The following is a 17,906-nucleotide window of genomic DNA, read 5'->3' as shown; positions in this document are numbered from 1 at the left end:
CCATCAGCAGCAGCATCAGGGTCGGAACCGGACGGGCCGGTGGGGCGGCTCTGGAACCTAGCGGCGGGATCGGGCAGGCGCGGCAAATCCGCCAAGCACGCAATGTCAGTGGCAAGCGGTTCAATGGAGGGAAGAACAAGACCGGCCACCAGTGCCGCCACACCGGATGTGGCGGGGGAAGGATCCCGACCCGTCGGGAAATTCACTGAACTGCCCATACCACTATTTTAGGCCTTTTGTCCGGGAATTACTACACTTTCCAGAACTTTCCCGTTAATAAATCCGATGGACTGACGGTGCTCAATGACGGGCCAGGAAGAGTGGAAGTGGTCCCAGTGTGGCCGCCCGCAGTCATGCTCAGCGCGGACGGCCACCTGACTATGCCTCGATTTCAGGCATCAGCGTCTTGAGGGTCCACGTCTTCTTCTTGCGGACAGCGGCCCAGGCAAAGAGGAAACCCAGCGCCGTATACCCCAGCAGTCCAAGAACGATGGGCACCAGCGGTGCGAGGTCGGCCCCATAAATGAGGTGCCTCATGCCTTCAACCACGTGGCCCATGGGCAGGATCTGGTGCATGATGTGCAGCGGTTCGGGCGTGGTTTGCCAGGGGAATGTGCCACCCGAGGAGACAAGCTGGAGCACCAGCAGGATTAGCACCACGAACTTGCCCGGCGTGCCCATGAGTGCCACGATGCCCTGGATCAGGGCAGTGAATGCCAGCGACGCGAGCAGCAGCAGCCCCAATGTCAGCCACGGATGGCTGGGTTCGAGTCCCAGGCCAAAGTGCACGACGGAGTACAGCAGCAGTGCCTGAACCGTGGCCACAGCTGCAAACGGCAGCCACCCGCCGATGGCAATCTTCCACGACGGCGCGTTGGATGCCAGGGCCCGCACGGTCAACGGACGCATGACCTGCACCAGCATGAACGCGCCGATCCACAGCGCCAGAACCAGGAAGAACGGAGCCAGACCGGATCCATAGTTGGGGGCCTGGGCCTGGGACACCGAATCAACGCGGATGGGGTCGGCAATGACCCCGGCGGCGTTTTGCTTGTCCTTGTCGTTCGGGTTGGGCACCGAGCCCGCCCCAGCGTGCAGCTGTGTGGACAACTCGCCTGCTCCTGCCGAAAGCTTGGCCGAACCGGATTTCAGCTCGGCGGCCCCGGAGTCCAGTTTCTTGGCGCCAGCGGCAAGTTGTTCCGCGCCGTCAAGGGCGGAGGTTTGGCCATCGGCCAGGGTCCCTGCCCCGGTGGAAAGTTCCCCGGCCCCCGCATGGGCCTGCCCGATCGCAGAGGTCAGGGCCGGCGTCGCACCAGCCAACTTTGACGCTCCCTCAGCAACAGCTGCAGAACCGTCGGACAGTTTTTGGATGCCCGCGGCGTCGGCTGTGAGCTGGTTTTTCAGATCGGTGATGGCAGGGCTGGTGGCGGTCGATCCCAGCGACGTGCGAATCTGCGTGGCCTGCTCCGTGGTGAGGACACCGGCGGAGACCATCTGGTCGAGCTTGCTGGTAATGGCAGCCGTCGCGGCATCGTCGAGTTTTCCGGCCGATCCGATGGCGCCCTGGACCTTGGAGTTCAGGGCCGCGTTCCCCGCCGCGACTGCTGCGGCGCCATCGGAGAGCTGCCGGGTGTCGCCGGGCAGCGTGGACGTTTGGGATTGAAGTTGGCCGAGCCCGTTGTTCAAGGCGGCGGCACCTGACTGGAGACTCTTGGCTCCGGCCACCAGTTTTTGTTGCCCGGCGGCCAGCCCATTGGTGCCTGTAAGGAGTTCGGACGTGCCTGTTTTCAGCGTACCCACGCCGCTGTCAAGCGTGGTGGCGCCGTCTGCAAGCTGTTTGGCTCCGTCGGCGGCCTTCACTAGCTGCCCATGGATGGTGCCGTATCCGGTCAGCAGGGCATTGGCTGTCTGTTCACCCACCTGTTGCGCCACCGAAGCGTGAACCTGCGTGGCCACCTTGTCCACGATGGAGGTCAGCAGATAGTTGTTGGCGTCATTGGTTGTCACAGTCATCATGGCCTGCGTGGCTGCGTCAAAGTTTTCAGGGGATGCCAGGTTGGCCGAGAAATCCTTGGGAATGGTCAGCGCGAAGGCAAACTCGCCGTTCTTGACGCCGTCGCTGGCTTCCTGGGGAGTGTCCACGAGCTGCCAGTCGAACTTGTGGCCCTCGATGAGGTTTTGCGCCACATCCTGGCCGACCTGCAGCTTCTTGCCGTCCTTCGTGACGGCGCCAACGTCCTGAACCACGACGGCGGCCTGCAGCTGGTCGAGGTTGCCGTACGGATCCCAGTTGGCATAGAGATATACGGCTCCGTACAGGAGCGGGACCATCACCATGGCCACGATTGTCAGTTTCGGCAGGATCCCGCCAGTCATGCGTTTGAGTTCAGACAGTGCCAATCGGAAGACGGTCATCGCTCTTCGCCTTCTTTCGCGTTTTGTGTCCCGGCGCCTTGGGCAGGCGGGAGTTCTTCTTCATTCACATCTGGCACGTCACACGCATCTGGTTCGGGGGCGCGGTTTGGTTCGGTGTCCAGTTGCTCCACTGTTTCGAGGGGTTCAGTGCCGGGTTCACCGCCGTCCAGGCCGCCGGTGTCGTCGGGCCCGGGCGGCAGGCCGTCGTCGTCAGTGGTCGTGGGAAGAGGGGTGGGAAGAGAGGGCGGAAGCGGGGCGGGGACGGCCATCGCGTTGCCAGCGGTTTCCGCCGCACCCTCCCACCCGTCGGGGAAGCGGCCCACCACGGCGACAACCGTGAGCGGGCGTGGAGGGGTGTCGGCATGCGTGTCGGGGCCGCGGCCCATGTTCCCGTCGGCCAGCTGCTCGAGCAGGGGCAGCCAGTTTTCATCGTTCGCTGTATGGCGGTCCGGGGAGTCAATCACCACGATGTCCACGTCCTTGTTGGCCAAGGCGAGTTCGAGCTGCAGGTGCAGGAGCCGGCCCGGGTCGACCTCCTCAATCCACTTTTCCAGGATGTCCCGGAAGCCGTTCTTCACCAGCCACTCGGTGGGGCGCGTCCTGTCGCGGAACTTCTGGGGCACGAGAGCCAGGTCCTCCGCCGCGAGCGAGCGCACCGTGAGGTGGTGCTCGGGGGCGTTGACGTCAGGGGAATCCACGATCGCACTGCGGCGGCGCAGGGAAGCCATGGAATCGTCATGGCCCATGGCAACAGTTCCTGTGGTGGGCTTCATGCGCCCCGTCAGGGCCAGGGCCAGGGCTGTGCGCCGCTCCTGTCCTTCAGCCTGGACCAGTAGGACCTCGGCCCGGCGGGCCTCCAGCGTGGTGGCAGGCAGGAGCGTGTGCCTCCTGCCGTCGATGTGCAGCTGATGGGTGGTGAGCATGGGACGCTCCTTAATGAGCTGTGTAATAAGCTGGACCACAATATCAAAAACTGACCGGTCAGTGCAAATTCGGCCAGGTTCTTAAGCCACTGTTCCACATGCGCAGCTTCCCCGTAAGGAGGGTTCTGGAAGGAGAGAGAACACGGGAGGTGAACGCAAAAGGCCCCGTCCAGCGTCGTAAGTGACGTCGGGCGGGGCCATTGGCCGCAGTGAACTAGTCCTGCAGCGCAGCCTTGAACCAGCCGGTGATGGTTGAGGGGTGCGTGATGGCTGTCCCAACCACGACGGCGAACGCGCCAGCGTCCATGGCCGCACGGGCCTGGGCGGGGGAGTGGATGCGGCCCTCTGCGATGAGCGGCTTGCCGAGGTTGGCGGCTGCGATCTGCCCAATGAGTTCCAGGTCGGGGCCATCGGTCTTGGGGCGCTCGCCCGAGTAGCCGGCCAGGGTGGTGCCGATCAGGTCGGCTCCGGCCTCGGCGGCGGCAACGGCGTCATCGAACGAGCCGCAGTCTGCCATGACGAGGGCATTGGAGTCGGCGTGGATGCCCGCGATCGTCTCGGCCAGCGTGAGTCCGTCAGGGCGCGGGCGGCAGGTGCCGTCAATGGCCACGATGTGAGCACCGGCATTGGCGCAAGCCAGGGCGTGGCGCAGCGTGGGGGTGATGAAGACGCCGTCGTGCCCGTCCTTCCAGAGCCCAATGACGGGAACCTCTACAGCGGCACGGGCAAACTGGATGTCGGCAATGCCCTGGACGCGGATGGCCGCAGCCCCTCCGGTCACGGCAGAGGCGGCCACCTGGGCCATGGTGCGGGGATCGCGCATGGGCTCGCCCGGGTAGGCCTGGGCGGAAACCACAAGCTGTCCGGCAAGCTCATCAAGGTTGGGCAATTTCAGTGTCACTGTCACTCCTAGGAAAGAAAAGGCGGAATTAACTATAGGGCAAGGGCCAAGGATGCCGCACCGATGATCGCGGCCATATTGCCCAGGGTGGCCCTGACAACCGGGACAGCTGCCAACGGGGCGAGCAATTCAGCACGCAGTGCCCTGTCCATGGCCGACCACCACAGCTCGCCGGCATCGGCCAGGCCACCGGAAACCACAACCACTGAGGGGTCAAGGATGTTGATCAGGCCGCCCACCGCCTGACCGGCCGCCGCGGCTGCCCTGGCGATGACTGACAAGGCCAAGTCATCGCCAGCGTGGGCCGATTCAAAGACTGCCTTCGTGTCGGTCAGGGCCGCGCTGCCACCCTCGCGCAGGTATGCGGCGTGGATGGCCGGGCCCGAGGCGATGGCCTCGACGTGTCCTGAATGCCCGCATGAACACGGCAGCGGGGCGCCGCGGTGCACGGCAAGCGGGGAGGCAAAGTGGCCCACGTGGCCGCCCACAAAGCGGTGGCCCAGCATCGGCTGCCCGTTGACAACAAAGCTGCCGCCGACGCCGGTGCCGAAGGCCACCATGAGGGCGGTGGTTGCGCCCTCGCCGGCACCGTGCCAGGCCTCGCCGAGGGCGTGCGCGTGAACGTCATTGACGACGGCGGACGGCAGCCCCAGCCGCTCCGTAAGTCCCGTCGTGATGGCCGTCCCGGTCCAGCCAAGGATGGCGTCGGTGGCAGATATGACGGTGCCCTCGGCAGCGTTGATGACCCCTGCCGAGCCGACACCGACGGCCTCAACCGTGGTGCCCATGGCAGCCGCACGCCCGATGAGCGACTTCACCAGCGCGGCGGTGGCGTCAAGGATGGCCTCGCCGCCGTCGCGGTTCAGGGTGGGAATCTGCTCGGTGAGCAGGACAGTGCCGTCTTCGGCCACCACTCCTGCTGCCGTCTTGGTACCGCCAAGGTCAACGCCAACTACGTACCGCATAGAACATTCCTTCAAAGTTAAAGACCTAGCAACTGACCCGCAGCAGTGGGCGAAAAATCGACGAAATCGCGATATTTTCGACCGCTACTGCGGGTCAGTTGTAAACCAAGGGGTATCTAGATCAAGCCTGTGCGCTCAAGAATGACCTTGATGGCTGCCGTCTCATCCTCGTCCAGTGCGAGCATGGGGGCACTCATGACGTTGGTCTTGATGACGCCCATAAGCATCAGGGCGGTCTTGAACGCGCCCAGGCCGGCGGCGTTTCCGGAAACGCGCCCTGCCTTCGGGGTGTAGACGATGTTGAAGACATCGGCGATGCGGTCCTGCTCTGCAGCAGCACCGGCCCAGTCGCCTGCGACGGTGAGGTCGTACAGGCGGCGGTAAGCTGCCGGGTCAACGTTGCCCAGGCCGGGAACAATACCCTGGGCGCCGCCGAGCATGGCGCCGTCGACAACCACTTCATGGCCGGTGAAGATGTCAAAGTTCGGGATGTCGCGTGCGGCGATCAGCAACTGGCGGAAGGAAACATCGTCACCGGAGGAATCCTTGACGCCGGCGATGACACCTTCACGGCCCAGCTCGACGAGAAGGTCGGTGGGCATCTTGAAGTGGGTGCGCACCGGAACGTCGTAGGCGAAGACGGGAACGTCCACGGAGGCGGCAATCGCACGGAAGTGGCGGCCGTTCTCCTCGGCGTTGCTGATGGCGTAGTACTGGCTGGTGGCCACGATAGCGTCGGCGCCGAGGGAAACCATGCGCTGTGCTTCTTCAAGAACGCGGTTGGTTGTCTGTTCAACAGCGCCAACAAGCAGCGGAACTTGTCCGGCATTGACGCCGGCAATGGTGGTCAGCACGGTGTCGCGCTCGGCGTTGGTCAGGTGGGTGACCTCACCGGAGGAACCGTTGACGAACAGACCTGAGACGCCGCCGTCGAGCAGGTGGCGGGTGAGGTTTTCCAGCGAGGAGACGTCAATGGCGCCTTCAGCTGTGCGGGGGGTGCAGACGGGCGGGATGACGCCCTGGAAACGGGAAGCGACGGTAGTCACGTGAATTGCTCCAAAATCATATTGATGGGGTGGAAAATTAGATGTGAAGAAGTGACGGCGCGGCGCCGAGAAGCTTCTTCGTGTAGTCGTTGCTCGGGTTGTCGAAGATCTGCTCTGCGGAGCCTTCTTCAACAATCTGGCCGTAGTACATGACTGCAATGCGGTCTGAAACGTAACGGACTGTCTGGATGTCATGGCTGATGAAGACCATGCCCAGGTTCAGTTCCTTCTTCAGATCAGTGAGCAGGTTCAGCACCTGGGCGCGAACGGAGACGTCCAACGCAGAGGTGGGCTCGTCGGCAACGATGATGTCAGGGTCAAGAGCCAGGGCGCGGGCAATGGCCACGCGCTGGCGCTGTCCACCTGAAACCTGCGACGGTGTGACCTCGGCTGCCGACTGCGGCAGGCCAACCAGCGACAACAGTTCGGCGACCTTGGCCAGGCGGGATGCGCCGTTGCCAACGCCGTGGACTGCCAACGGGTCAACCAGGATGTCCTGGATGGTCATGCGCGGGTTCAGTGCCGTCGAGGGGTCCTGGAAGACCACGGAGACTGAACGGCCGAATTCGCGGCGCATGGCTGCGTTGCGCTTGATGGCGGGCCTGCCGTGGAAGAGCACCTCGCCGGAGGTCGGTGTCTGCAGGCCCACAAGCACCGAGGCCAAGGTTGACTTGCCACAGCCGGACTCGCCCACAATCCCGACGGTTTCGCCGCGGCTGATGGAGAAGTTCACGCCGTTGACGGCCTTGACGTAGCTGGGCTTGAACAGGCCGCCGGAACGTGTCCGGTGATGGACGTGCAGGTCCTTCAGTTCAATGACAGGGGTGTTGCCGTTGACGGCTTTGCCTGTTGCGAGCTTGCTCATGAGGCACCTTCCGTTTCTGCCGCAGCGGAAACCGCCATGGCATCTTCGAGCTTGTGGCTTGCCCAGAAGTGGTCGCTAGTCTCCCCATCACGGGTGATGGGGACAAATGCCAGCTTTTGGGTCGGGTCGGCGTCGGGACGCTGGGACCGGCTGGCGAACCTGTCGCCGTTGGCAAAATCACGGGGTGAGGGAACCGTGCCGGGGATCTGGTGCAGGCGGACGGCGTCGGATTCGATGGAAAGCACGGCGCCCAGCAGGCCACGGGTGTATTCGTGGGCGGGGTGCGCCAGCAGCTCCGAAGCCTGTGCAGATTCCACCACTTGTCCGGCGTACATGACGGTGATCTTGTGGGCCAGTGAGGCAACAAGGGCAAGGTCGTGGCTGACAAACACCATGGCGAAGCCGAGCTGCTCGCGCAGTTCGTTCAACAGGTCAACAACCTGCTTCTGGACCGTGACGTCCAAGGCGGTGGTGGGCTCATCGGCAACCACGATCTTGGGTGAACGGGACAGGGCCATGGCGATCAACACGCGCTGGCGCTGGCCACCGGAGAGCTCGTGCGGGTAGCTCTTGAGCGTGCGCACGGGGTCAAGCTTGACCAGTTCAAGGAGCTCGGCAGGGGTCTTGCGACCGTTGCGGCGGGTCAACTGCAACATTTGGTCCTTGATCAACATCGACGGGTTGAGCGAACTCAACGCATCCTGGTAGACCATGGCAATCTGCTCGCCGCGCAGGCCGTTGTAGGCCTTGAGCGAGCTGTGCTTGGTGGAAGGATCCAGCAGTTCCTTGCCGTCAAACGTGATGGAACCGGTGACCTCAGCCGTCTTGGGCAGCAGGCCCATGATGGCAAGTGAGGTGATGGACTTGCCGCAACCGGATTCGCCCACGAGGCCCATGGTTTCGCCTTCACGGACTGTGAAGGAGACGTTGTCCACGATCGGGGTCGCATCGAAGCGGCCGGGGAAGCGGATGGAGAGGTTCTTCACCTCAAGGATCACACGGGCTTCCGGGCCAACCTGCGGGAGGCGGTCCGACCGGGACAACTCCACTGCCTGAAGCAGGAGCAGTTCCTTGTTCAGGGCGGCGAAGGGGTCCTCGATGGCTGCGCGCGCGGCGGCATCGGCCTTGGCGAGCTCAAGAGCGGCAGCGCCCGAACCGTCGTCGTCCTTGACCAGGGGGGCTTTCTTGATGCGCGGGTTGACCATGGCATCGGTGAGGCCTTCGGCCAGGATGTTCAGGGCCAGGACGGTCAGCAGGATGACAAGGCCGGCGAATGTAGTTGCCCACCAGCCGCCCGAGAGCACCAGGTTGCGGCCGTAGGAGATGACGTTGCCCCAGCTGGGGGCGGGGTCCTGGATGCCTGCGCCAAGGAAGGACAGAGAGGCTTCAAGGATGATCGCGTCGGCAACCATGACAGTTGCAAACACCAGCACGGGGGCGGCGGTGTTGCGCACAATGTGTTTGATCATGATGTAGGCGCGGCCTGCACCAATGACACGCTCGGCGCGGACGTAGTCCTCACCGTATTGGGAGAGGACGTTGGCGCGGACTACGCGGGCCAGCTGCGGCGTGTAGATGATGGCGATCGCGATGATGATGGTCGGCACGGAGTTGCCGAATGCCGTCAGGAGCACGGCTGCCAAGGCGATGCCCGGGAATGCCATGAGGACGTCCATGACGCGCATGATGATCTCGTTGACAGCCTTGGAGGACGTCGCCGCCAGGGCGCCAAGGGTTGCGCCGAGGATGATGGCCAAGGCAACCGAGCCAAGGCCGATCATCAGTGAGGCCTGGGCGCCGTACATCAGGCGGGACAGGATGTCGCGGCCGATGCGGTCGGTTCCAAACCAGTTCACGGCGCTGGGAGCCTGGGCGGGATCGCCCGTCTCCAGCGGGTTGTGCGGTGCAATCCAGGGAGCCAGGATGGCTATAACAACAATGAAGACCAGGAAGATCAGGGCCATCTTGGAGCCAAGGGTCAGGGCCTTGAAGCGCAGGCCCGGGGCACTGAGCCGATCGGCAAGTTTGCTACGCATGGCTTAGACCGTCCTGATTCGGGGGTTGATGAGCAGGTAAAGAAGATCCACCAGGATGTTCACGAGCACGAACGTCACGGCGATGACAAGGACAACGCCCTGCACAAGGTTCGTATCGGAGTTGGTGATGCCGTTGAGGATCTGCTGGCCCATGCCCGGCAGGGAGAAGATCATTTCAATCACGACGGCGCCACCGAGCAGGTAGCCGATGCGCAGGCCCAGCACTGTCACGGGGGTGACAAGGGCGTTGCGCAGCACGTTCTTGGAAACGACTGTCCTGTAGGGGACGCCGTTGCCGATCGCGGTGCGGACGTAGTCGCGGTCAAGTTCCTCAACCATTGAGGTGCGGACAACCCGGATCAGGGATGCGGAAACGGGGATGGCAAGGGCAAGTGCCGGCAGGGCCATGGAGCTGAGCCAGCCTATGAAGCCTTCGCTCGGGTCGGCGAGGCCACCGGAAGGGAACCAGGAGTTCTCGCCCAGGGCGAACCACTGGATGAGCAGGATACCGAGCCAGAAGGAGGGGGTGGCGATGGCTGCAATGGAGAAAACGCGAATGACCTGGTCAACCCAGCTGTCGCGGTACAACGCCGCAAGGACGCCGAAGACCAGTGAGATGACGATCGCGATGAGGACCCCGAGGAAGGTCAGCTGCAAGGTCACGGGGAACGCGCTCGCGATGACCTCGGTGATGGGCTTGGCCGGCGGCAGGGTGTTGCCGAAATCGCCGGTGATGAGCCTGCCCAGGTAGTGGAAGTATTGAAGGAAGAGGGGGTCGTTGAATCCGTTGACCTGGCGGTACTGCTCCAGGGCCTCAGGTGAGGCACCTTCGCCCAACGCTGCAACGGCACGGTCACCAGGAGCGAACTGCAGCACAACGAAGACGAGCAGGGTTACACCTAGGATCATCAACGGTAGTGCTGCGAGCCGGCGTCCCAGCAGTCGCAAAAAGTTTGCCAATGTACTTACTCCGGTTCTATTTGCAGCGCGGCGCTTGGGGGAAACGTGTGCTGCGTCATAGGAAAGATGGTTTCAGACCGAGGGGGCTGTGGCCAGGTGGCCACAGCCCCCCCGGGTCTGTTGTCAATCAGTGAACCTACGCGGTGCGTCCCACTCCGATGAAGGAGACGCCCGTGGTCGGCAGGGGCTGGAAGCCGTTGAGCTTCTTGGCGTCCCACGCGGTGGGCAGCTTGCGGTGGAAGATCGGGTACAGCGGAACAGCGTCAGCAATGATGTTGATGATTTCGCTGTACAGCTTCTTGGCATCTTCCTTCGAAGCGTCGACCGCAGCGTTGAGCTTGGTCTGGACTTCCTTGTACTCTGCGGAAGTGTTCCAGGCGAAGCGGTTCTTGGCCCAAGTGTTGCCACGGAACCACCAGCTCAGCAGGATGTCTGCGTCGTTGCCGAACACCGAGGGATCGCCGGGGGCGGCGACGACGTCGTAGTTGAGCCCGCCAACCTTTTCGGGGGCGTAAACAGCGGAGGAAGCCAACGGCTCAAGGGTGGTGGTGACGCCGATGGCATCCCAGTTCTTCTTGATTAGCGGAATGACATCCTTGACCCAGGCGGTGTCCGTGCTGGTCAGGGTCAGCTTGAAGTTGCTGACGCCGGCAGCGGCAAGCAGCGACTTGGCCTTCTCGGCGTCGTAGCTGTAGACCGTGGCAGCCTTCTGGTAGTTGGGGCTGCCTTCCTGGAAGAAGGAGGTCGCTGCGGTACCGTTGCCCAGGAGGGCGGTCTTGATGATTGCTTCCTTGTCCAGGGCGTAGTGCAGTGCCTGGCGGACTTCCTTCTTGTCGAAGGGTGCGCGGGTCAGGTTGAACATGAGGAACAAGAGGCCGAAGGACTGTACGGACTCGACGTCGACCTTGGCTTTGAGGGCATCAACGTCCAGGTAGGGGACATCCTCGATGGCCTGGACGCGGCCGGACTGCATGGCCGTGACGCGGGCGGATGCATCCGAGAGCAGGAACCAGGTCATGTCCTTGGCCAGTGCCGGCTTCGTGCCGTTGTAGAGATCGTTGCGGGCGAAGACGATCTTGTCGTCCTTCGCTGCGGAAACGAACTTGTACGGGCCGGTGCCGACGGGGTTGGCGTCGAACTTTACCTTGTCCGCCGAGGCGATGGCCTTGGGGACAACCTTGACCACGGAGATGCGCGGGCCAAAGCCGGCGAACGGTGTGTTCAGCTTGAATTCGACGGTCTTGGCGTCGATGGCCTTGACGGAGTCAATGAAATAGATGAACTGTGCGAACAGGGCCTTGTTGGCGGGGTCCAATACGCGTTCGAAGGAGTACGCAACATCGTCGGTGGTTACCGGGGTGCCATCGTGGAACTTGGCGCCTTCGCGGATGGTGACCTGGTAGGTCTTGTCATCGACCTTCTTGGGGTCTGCGGCTGCAAGTGCGTTGTAGGGTTCACGCGTTGCCGGGTGCAGTTCAACGAGGCCTTCGAAGATGTGCAGGTTGGCTGCCAGCGGCGTGGCGCCGGAGGAGCTCATGGGGTCAAAGCCGGTGGACAGCGAGTATGAGATGCCAGCTTCAATGCTGAGATCCTTGTTCACAGCACCAGCGGTACTGGAGGTCTTAGTGTCCTTGGAGGACCCGCATGCTGCGAGAGTGGCGGTGAAAGCGGTTGCTGCCCCAAGGACGCCTGCGGCCTTGAGGAACGTGCGCCGCGATGCGGTGCTCGTAGGCAGGTTCTGAAGAGTATTGCTCATACTGTTGACTCACCATTTCGTTTTCTATTTATCGGATGTAGGACGTCCGATGCTAATGATGAAACTGTAATAGCCATCACAGCGTTTGGTCAAGTGCAAGTTCGTAGCAGCGTGGCGCTCACGGAGATGGTGCGCGCTGCGGTATCCATTGACTGTTCGGTCAACGTTGGGGACCTTGGGCGGCCAACCGCGCGCATGCATGTAGGCAAGTCGTCGGACATCCGATATTCTATGGTTTAGATCACGTTGGCGCGCTCTCTTGGGGCGCGGCCTCCGGCTTGCGCATCGAGGGCGTCTAAATCCAGGGGAACCTGGATAAAAGCCGCCCGTAACATCGACACTAAAAGTGAAAAACGCTGAGTTAAGGCGGCACTTATTTTCTGAGGAGTCTTGTTGTCCATTTCCACGTTAACGCCGAAGGCCCGCTTCAGTGCGCAGGTGCGGCTTCGCGCGCTCCAGGCAGACATCATGGAACTCATCCTTGATCGGGACCTCGATGCCGGTGATCCCATGCCCACCGAAAGTGAGCTGTGCGAAGTCCTCGGCGTCGGACGTAACACCCTGCGGGAATCACTGAAGGTTTTGCAGGCACTTGGCGTGATTGAAATCCGTCACGGATTTGGCATGTTTGTGGCCCCCAGCAACTTCGACGCCTTGGCAGACGGCCTCACATTCCGTGGCCGGCTTTCGCTGCGCCACGAGGGTCTTGAGGCGTTGCAGCTTGTCGACATCCGCCAGGCCCTTGAGTCGGGGCTTATCAGTGCCAGCATCGCGGTTGTCGGCCGGGAGCATCTTGTGCTCATCGACGCCGCCGTGGTGAAAATGGAGGAACTCGCTGCGCGTGGAGAGCAGTTTGCCGAAGCGGATGCCGAGTTTCACCGCCTGCTCTTCGAGCCCTTGGGTAACGACCTTCTAATGAACCTCATGAGCGTCTTTTGGAAGGTCTACCGCAAGATCCATGTGGAGATTGGCACAGGCGGAACTGACCTGGTCAACACGGCGGCCCAGCACCGTGCCATCTACAACGCAGTGGCCGCCCAGGACCCCACAACAGCGTCGGAACTACTCAGTCGCCACTTCGACGGCATCCGCGCAAAGATCAGGAATTTCGTGGACTCGGAATAACTCGGACCGGCGCTGTCAACCCTGGGGGTTCCCATCCATCGGCCGCGCCGGACAACTCCTAACAGCTCTGCTGCCCGAGTCGGAGAGAAGGCCGCGAGAATCCGGTATTTCAAGTGTTAAACGAAAGAGTCCCAAGCGCAGGCTTGGGACTCTTTCGTATGAAGTGCGCGCGAAGGGATTCGAACCCCCAACCTTCTGATCCGTAGTCAGATGCTCTATCCGTTGAGCTACGCACGCATAGTGAGTTTCTTTGTTGGCCCGTGGGCCGTGAACAACTATAACTCAACTTTGCCGCGTGGATTGAACCGTGCGCTGCCACGCGTTAAACGAAAGAGTCCCAAGCCGAAGCTTGGGACTCTTTCGTGAAGTGCGCGCGAAGGGATTCGAACCCCCAACCTTCTGATCCGTAGTCAGATGCTCTATCCGTTGAGCTACGCACGCATATTTTGTTTCTTTGGTGACCCTCGGGCCGTGAATAACTCTAACCCAACTGTGCTGCCGTGTACAAATCGGAACGGCATTAAATGGCCGTGCCCTCCAACACTAGACCGGTCTACGTGATGTGACTCACAATTATTGACTGTAACAAAAAGTGGAAACCGCAAGAATACGCGGATTTTGCCTGTGGGCAGGGGCGTACATCCCACATCCGATGCCGAGAATGCCGCAGAACCGGGCCATAGCATTTAGACACCACCACCCAATGAAGGGACACACAATGGGCCACGCGCCAGTGCAGGAAGCCGTTGAGCAGGCAATGACAACCCACAAGGGCCTCGCCGACTGGGTATCGGAGGTTGCCGCACTGACCTTGCCGGATCACATCCGCTGGGTGGAAGGGTCTGTGGAGGAATATGCCCTGCTGACCGACCACCTGGTTCTGGAGGGGACGCTGACCCGCCTCAACCCCGAACTGTTCCCCAATTCCTTCGCCGCCTTCTCGGACCCCATGGACGTGGCCCGGGTGGAAGGACGCACCTTCATCTGTTCCAAGGAGGAGCGCGACGCCGGGTTCACCAACAATTGGATGGATCCGGACGCGATGAAGGCGATCCTTGACGAGAAGTTTGCCGGCAGCATGCGCGGTCGCACCATGTACGTCATTCCCTTCGTCATGGGCCCGCTTGATGCCGAGGACCCCAAGTTTGGTGTGGAGATCACCGACTCCGCCTACGTTGTGGCCTCGATGCGCATCATGGCCAAGATCGGCACCGACGTTCTGCGCAGGCTCGAGGACAGCAATGCCTTCTTCGTCCCGGCGCTGCATTCTGTGGGAGCCCCGCTGGCCGACGGCCAGCAGGACGTTCCCTGGCCCTGCAATGAGGAGAAGTGGATTGTGCACTTCCCCGAGGAGCGTGCCATCTTCTCCTACGGTTCCGGCTACGGCGGAAACGCCTTGCTCGGTAAGAAGTGCTTTGCCCTTCGCATCGCATCGGTCATGGCCCGCGATGAGGGCTGGTTGGCCGAACACATGCTCATCTTGAAACTCACGAGCCCCGAAAACAAGAGCTACAACATTGCCGCTGCGTTCCCTTCGGCCTGCGGCAAGACCAACCTTGCCCTGCTCGACCCCACCATCCCCGGCTGGAAGGCCGAGACTCTGGGCGATGACATCAACTGGATGCGCTTCGGCAAGGAAGGCGAGCTTCGGGCAGTCAACCCGGAGGCGGGCCTGTTCGGCGTCGCGCCCGGCACCGGCTGGTCCACCAACCCGAACGCCATGGCAGCGATCGCCAGGGGCAACTCCATCTTCACCAACGTTGCCATGACCGACGACGGCGGCGTCTGGTGGGAAGGCATGACTGATGAGGTACCCGCTCACCTGACTGATTGGCAGGGCAACAGCTGGACCCCGGCGTCGGACCGGCCTGCCGCCCACCCCAACTCGCGGTTCTGCACACCCATTGACCAGGTGGACATGCTCTCAAACGACTACTACTCTCCGGAAGGCGTGGAAATCTCCGCCATCCTTTTCGGTGGCCGCCGCAAGACCACCATCCCGCTGGTGACTGAGGCCCGCAGCTGGACCAACGGCATCTTCATGGGCTCGACCCTGTCCTCGGAAACCACTGCGGCCGCAACCGGCGCGGTGGGCGTGGTCCGCCGCGACCCCATGGCCATGCTTCCATTCATCGGATACGACGCCGGTGACTACCTCAAGCACTGGATCGAACTGTCTGCCGGGGCCAACCAGGACCGGCTGCCGAAGATCTTCCTCGTGAACTGGTTCCGCCGGACCTCAAGCGGCGGATTCGCGTGGCCGGGATTCGGTGAGAACAGCCGCGTGCTGAAGTGGATTGTTGAACGCCTTGAAGGCACGGCCGGTGCCGTGGAAACCCCGATCGGCTTTGTCCCGGCAGAGGGCTCGCTTGACCTTGCAGGCTTGGAGGTGCCGGCGTCGGACATGGCAGACGCGCTCAAGGTGGTGCGGCAGGAATGGGAGGCCGAGCTGGCCGGCATCGATGAGTGGTACGCCCGCTTCGGCGGCTCGTTGCCTGCCGAACTGTCGGAAGAACTGGAAGCACTGAAGCAGCGCTTCGCCGCTTAACCAAAAGCACTGGCGTCGTGATTCCCGGAGCGGGGATGGATTTTCAAAGGTCGCCCAGCGACCGAGGAAATCTTACTGCCCGCGAGGGAACCGCGACGCCAGTCGCAGTTCTGGAGGTTATCCGGCGGCGCCGGCGAGCCACAGGTCGGGGCCGAAGACCTCGTAGTGGATCTTCGTGGACGGGATGCCGGCGTCGATGGCCTGGTTGCGGATGGCCTTCATGAACGGAAGCGGACCGCACACGTACATCGACGCATCGGCCGGCAGGTCCAGGCCGTCAAGGGTCATGAATCCCTGGTGGAAGCCTTCGGTCGGTTCTTCGAGCCAGAGTTGCAGTTCGGCGCTGTCGATGGCGTCAATGTCGCCTGTCATCTGCTCGCGCAGGGCCCAGGCCGCCAGGTTCTTCTCGGCATGCAGCACCATGACCTCACGGTCTGCACCTGCCGTGGCCAGGGCTCGCAGTGCCGAGGCGGACGGCGTGCAGCCGATTCCCGCCGTGGCGAGCACGATGGGGCCTTCGCCGTCGAGGGTGAGATCGCCGTAGGGGTTGGAAAGTTCGATTACGTCACCGACCTTGACGGTACCGTGCAGGACAGGGGAAACCTCGCCGCCGTCGTCCTTCTTGGTGGTGAACACCCTTCGGGTGGGGGACTCCACATCGGCCGAGAGCGAGTACTGGCGGCACTGGAGCAGGCCGTCGGGAAGGGCAAGCTTGACGGAGACGAACTGGCCGGGGCGGGCAATGGTGGCGGGGGTGTCATCGGTGGGCTCAAGGACAAACGTGACGGCGTCGGTGCCGGCGGCGTTCTTTTCAATGACGCGCCAGGGCATCCACATCTTGTCATTGGCCTGCTGGGCGTAGAGCCCCTTTTCGATCTTGATCAGGGCGTTGGCCATGAGCCAGTAGACCTCGCTCCAGGCTTCGGCGATCTCTGCTGTGATGACGTCGGCGAGTTCCTCGGCGATGGCCTCAAAGAGGTACTTGTAGACGATCTGGTACTGGTCCTCGGTGATTCCGAGGGAGGTGTGCTTGTGGGCGATGCGGCTGAGCATCTGCTCGGGGATGATGTCCGGATTGGCCACCAGCGCCGAGGCGAAGCCCGCAATGGAACCGGCCAGTGCCTTCTGCTGCTCACCATTGTTCTGGTTGGCGCGGCTGAACAACCCGTTCAGCAACTCCGGGTGGGCAGTGAGCATGCGGCTGTAAAAGTTCGGGGTGATGGCACCCAAACGTGAGCCAACCAAGGGAAGTGTGGCAACAATGAGTGGTCGCGATTTTTCCGAAAGCATCTTTACTCCTTGGGTTGTGTGAGTGACAATCCAAAAGTAGCATTTCAGATGCGTATTTAAATCCAATATTTCTACGCGATGTAGAAATTTGTTGATTTGGCGCAGATCAGCCCGGACGGGATGTGCTCAAGGTCACAGGGACGGGGCCGGTGGCGGGCTTTGCGGCCAGGTTGGCAATGGTCACATCGTCCAAGGAAGCGTAGAACGCTTCGCGGGCGTGGTTGAGAACTCCACGCAGCCCGCAAGCGGGCAGAAGCGGGCAGTCACCCATCTCGCTGTGGCAGCTCGCAATGTCTCGATGGTCACTGAGCACACGCAGCACACTGCCTACCGAAGCGCTCATCCCGGCGCTGGTGATGCGCACGCCGCCGCTGCGCCCGCGGATGGCCTCGATGAGCCCCATTTGGCGCAGTTTAAGCACTGACTTGCTGACATGGTTGTAGGGGGTGCCCACCATCTCAGCCAGCTCACGAGTGGTGAGTAACTTGCTCTCGGGTGTTGAGGTCAGGACCATGAGCAGGCGCAGGCTGACGTCGGAAAAAGCATTCAGACGCATGCGCTAAACCCAAATCGCCGTATCGCCAGCTTCAAGGAAGGGGGTGCCGAACTCCCAGCCCGAAGGTTGCTGACGGTAGGGCCGGACGGCCGAGACAGACACTCCTGTGCTGTGCTCCGCCATGACGTGGATGGCATCGGTGGCGTCGTCGGGCAGGTGGATGTCACATACGACGGCGGCCGCCCGGTTTTGTTCTTTCTGTTGCCCCAGGGCCGCGAACAGGTCCGCGATCATCGCATCGGCATCAAGTTCGGTTTCCTCCTCGCCTTCAACCGTGTTGGGGGCGACGGCAACCAGGCTGAGTTCGCCGTCGTGCGTGAGAACAAGCCCGACGGGCAGAAAAGCGCCGTGGGCCTCCAATTGCTCCCCTGCAACACCGAAGGCGGTGCCGATGAGCTTGTTCAGGTCGTCCTGGACAAGGGTGTCGGCAGCGGACATGTCAGTGGTGTTTTCGTCCATGGTTGCTCCTGCAAAAGTGGTGGGCGCGTCAGCGGGTTCGTATTACTTGCGGATGAGTTCG

At 62.2% G+C, this 17,906-nt stretch carries 15 protein-coding genes and 2 tRNA genes; 2 read left to right on the top strand and 15 right to left on the bottom strand.

Annotated features, from left to right (window positions below):
- The 10 genes from AAGW05_RS18075 to AAGW05_RS18030 form a co-directional block, all read right to left on the bottom strand.
- Positions 1-218 (bottom strand): hypothetical protein (locus AAGW05_RS18075; protein WP_411805952.1); only part of this gene is annotated, 218 nt, incomplete at its 3' end.
- Between the two features lie 160 nt (positions 219-378).
- Entirely contained in the window at positions 379-2,415 is a 2,037-nt protein-coding gene (locus AAGW05_RS18070) for a YhgE/Pip family protein (RefSeq protein ID WP_411805951.1), read from the bottom strand.
- Entirely contained in the window at positions 2,412-3,338 is a 927-nt protein-coding gene (locus tag AAGW05_RS18065; protein WP_411805950.1) for an ABC transporter ATP-binding protein, read from the bottom strand. Before AAGW05_RS18065 ends, AAGW05_RS18070 begins: the two co-directional genes overlap by 4 nt.
- Positions 3,339-3,552: 214 nt before the next feature.
- Positions 3,553-4,239 (bottom strand): N-acetylmannosamine-6-phosphate 2-epimerase, encoded by a 687-nt coding sequence (locus AAGW05_RS18060; RefSeq protein WP_411805949.1) that lies wholly within the window; start codon positions 4,237-4,239, stop codon positions 3,553-3,555.
- A 32-nt stretch (positions 4,240-4,271) separates the two neighbouring features.
- Positions 4,272-5,204 carry an ROK family protein gene (locus AAGW05_RS18055; RefSeq protein ID WP_411805948.1) on the bottom strand — a complete coding sequence of 311 codons (933 nt, stop codon included), beginning with the start codon at positions 5,202-5,204 and terminating at the stop codon, positions 4,272-4,274.
- A gap of 116 nt (positions 5,205-5,320) precedes the next feature.
- A complete protein-coding gene (locus AAGW05_RS18050) occupies positions 5,321-6,250 on the bottom strand; it encodes a dihydrodipicolinate synthase family protein (protein WP_411805947.1) in 930 nt (309 codons plus the stop codon).
- A gap of 37 nt (positions 6,251-6,287) precedes the next feature.
- Entirely contained in the window at positions 6,288-7,115 is an 828-nt protein-coding gene (locus tag AAGW05_RS18045) for an ATP-binding cassette domain-containing protein (protein WP_411805946.1), read from the bottom strand.
- Complete coding sequence (locus AAGW05_RS18040; RefSeq protein WP_411805945.1) at positions 7,112-9,151, bottom strand: dipeptide/oligopeptide/nickel ABC transporter permease/ATP-binding protein; 2,040 nt, start codon at positions 9,149-9,151, stop codon at positions 7,112-7,114. Before AAGW05_RS18040 ends, AAGW05_RS18045 begins: the two co-directional genes overlap by 4 nt.
- 3 nt (positions 9,152-9,154) lie before the next feature.
- The gene (locus AAGW05_RS18035) at positions 9,155-10,111 is read right to left on the bottom strand and encodes an ABC transporter permease (protein WP_411805944.1); all 957 of its coding nucleotides are present in this window, start codon (positions 10,109-10,111) and stop codon (positions 9,155-9,157) included.
- A 136-nt stretch (positions 10,112-10,247) separates the two neighbouring features.
- Positions 10,248-11,867, bottom strand: coding sequence for an ABC transporter substrate-binding protein (locus tag AAGW05_RS18030; protein ID WP_411805943.1), 1,620 nt, complete (start codon positions 11,865-11,867; stop codon positions 10,248-10,250).
- A 393-nt stretch (positions 11,868-12,260) separates the two neighbouring features.
- On the opposite strand from AAGW05_RS18030, the gene AAGW05_RS18025 reads away from it, so the two are divergent.
- Entirely contained in the window at positions 12,261-12,992 is a 732-nt protein-coding gene (locus AAGW05_RS18025) for a FadR/GntR family transcriptional regulator (RefSeq protein ID WP_411805942.1), read from the top strand.
- 164 nt (positions 12,993-13,156) lie between these two features.
- On the opposite strand, the gene AAGW05_RS18020 is transcribed toward AAGW05_RS18025, so the two are convergent.
- Together AAGW05_RS18020 and AAGW05_RS18015 are read right to left on the bottom strand one after the other, a co-directional pair.
- A tRNA-Arg gene (locus tag AAGW05_RS18020) sits at positions 13,157-13,229 on the bottom strand.
- A gap of 131 nt (positions 13,230-13,360) precedes the next feature.
- Positions 13,361-13,433 (bottom strand) — tRNA-Arg (locus AAGW05_RS18015).
- A gap of 262 nt (positions 13,434-13,695) precedes the next feature.
- Between AAGW05_RS18015 and AAGW05_RS18010 the strand changes: the two genes are divergently transcribed.
- Positions 13,696-15,540 (top strand): phosphoenolpyruvate carboxykinase (GTP), encoded by a 1,845-nt coding sequence (locus AAGW05_RS18010; RefSeq protein ID WP_411805941.1) that lies wholly within the window; start codon positions 13,696-13,698, stop codon positions 15,538-15,540.
- Between the two features lie 117 nt (positions 15,541-15,657).
- Here AAGW05_RS18010 and AAGW05_RS18005 read toward each other — a convergent pair whose 3' ends face one another.
- The 3 genes from AAGW05_RS18005 to AAGW05_RS17995 all read right to left on the bottom strand — a co-directional run bounded on the left by AAGW05_RS18005 (position 15,658) and on the right by AAGW05_RS17995 (position 17,845).
- Positions 15,658-16,830: a globin domain-containing protein gene (locus AAGW05_RS18005; RefSeq protein ID WP_411805940.1), complete on the bottom strand. Its 1,173-nt coding sequence runs from the start codon at positions 16,828-16,830 to the stop codon at positions 15,658-15,660.
- Positions 16,831-16,936: 106 nt separating this feature from the next.
- Positions 16,937-17,386 carry an RrF2 family transcriptional regulator gene (locus AAGW05_RS18000; protein WP_411805939.1) on the bottom strand — a complete coding sequence of 150 codons (450 nt, stop codon included), beginning with the start codon at positions 17,384-17,386 and terminating at the stop codon, positions 16,937-16,939.
- A 3-nt stretch (positions 17,387-17,389) separates the two neighbouring features.
- Positions 17,390-17,845 carry a hypothetical protein gene (locus tag AAGW05_RS17995; RefSeq protein WP_411805938.1) on the bottom strand — a complete coding sequence of 152 codons (456 nt, stop codon included), beginning with the start codon at positions 17,843-17,845 and terminating at the stop codon, positions 17,390-17,392.
- Between the last annotated feature and the right edge of the window lie 61 nt (positions 17,846-17,906).

It is taken from the genome of Arthrobacter sp. LAPM80 (genome assembly GCF_046736435.1).
Taxonomy (GTDB): domain Bacteria; phylum Actinomycetota; class Actinomycetes; order Actinomycetales; family Micrococcaceae; genus Specibacter.
The sequence above is the reverse complement of the archived record's forward strand: the minus strand, read 5'-3'. Positions and strand labels throughout refer to the sequence as shown.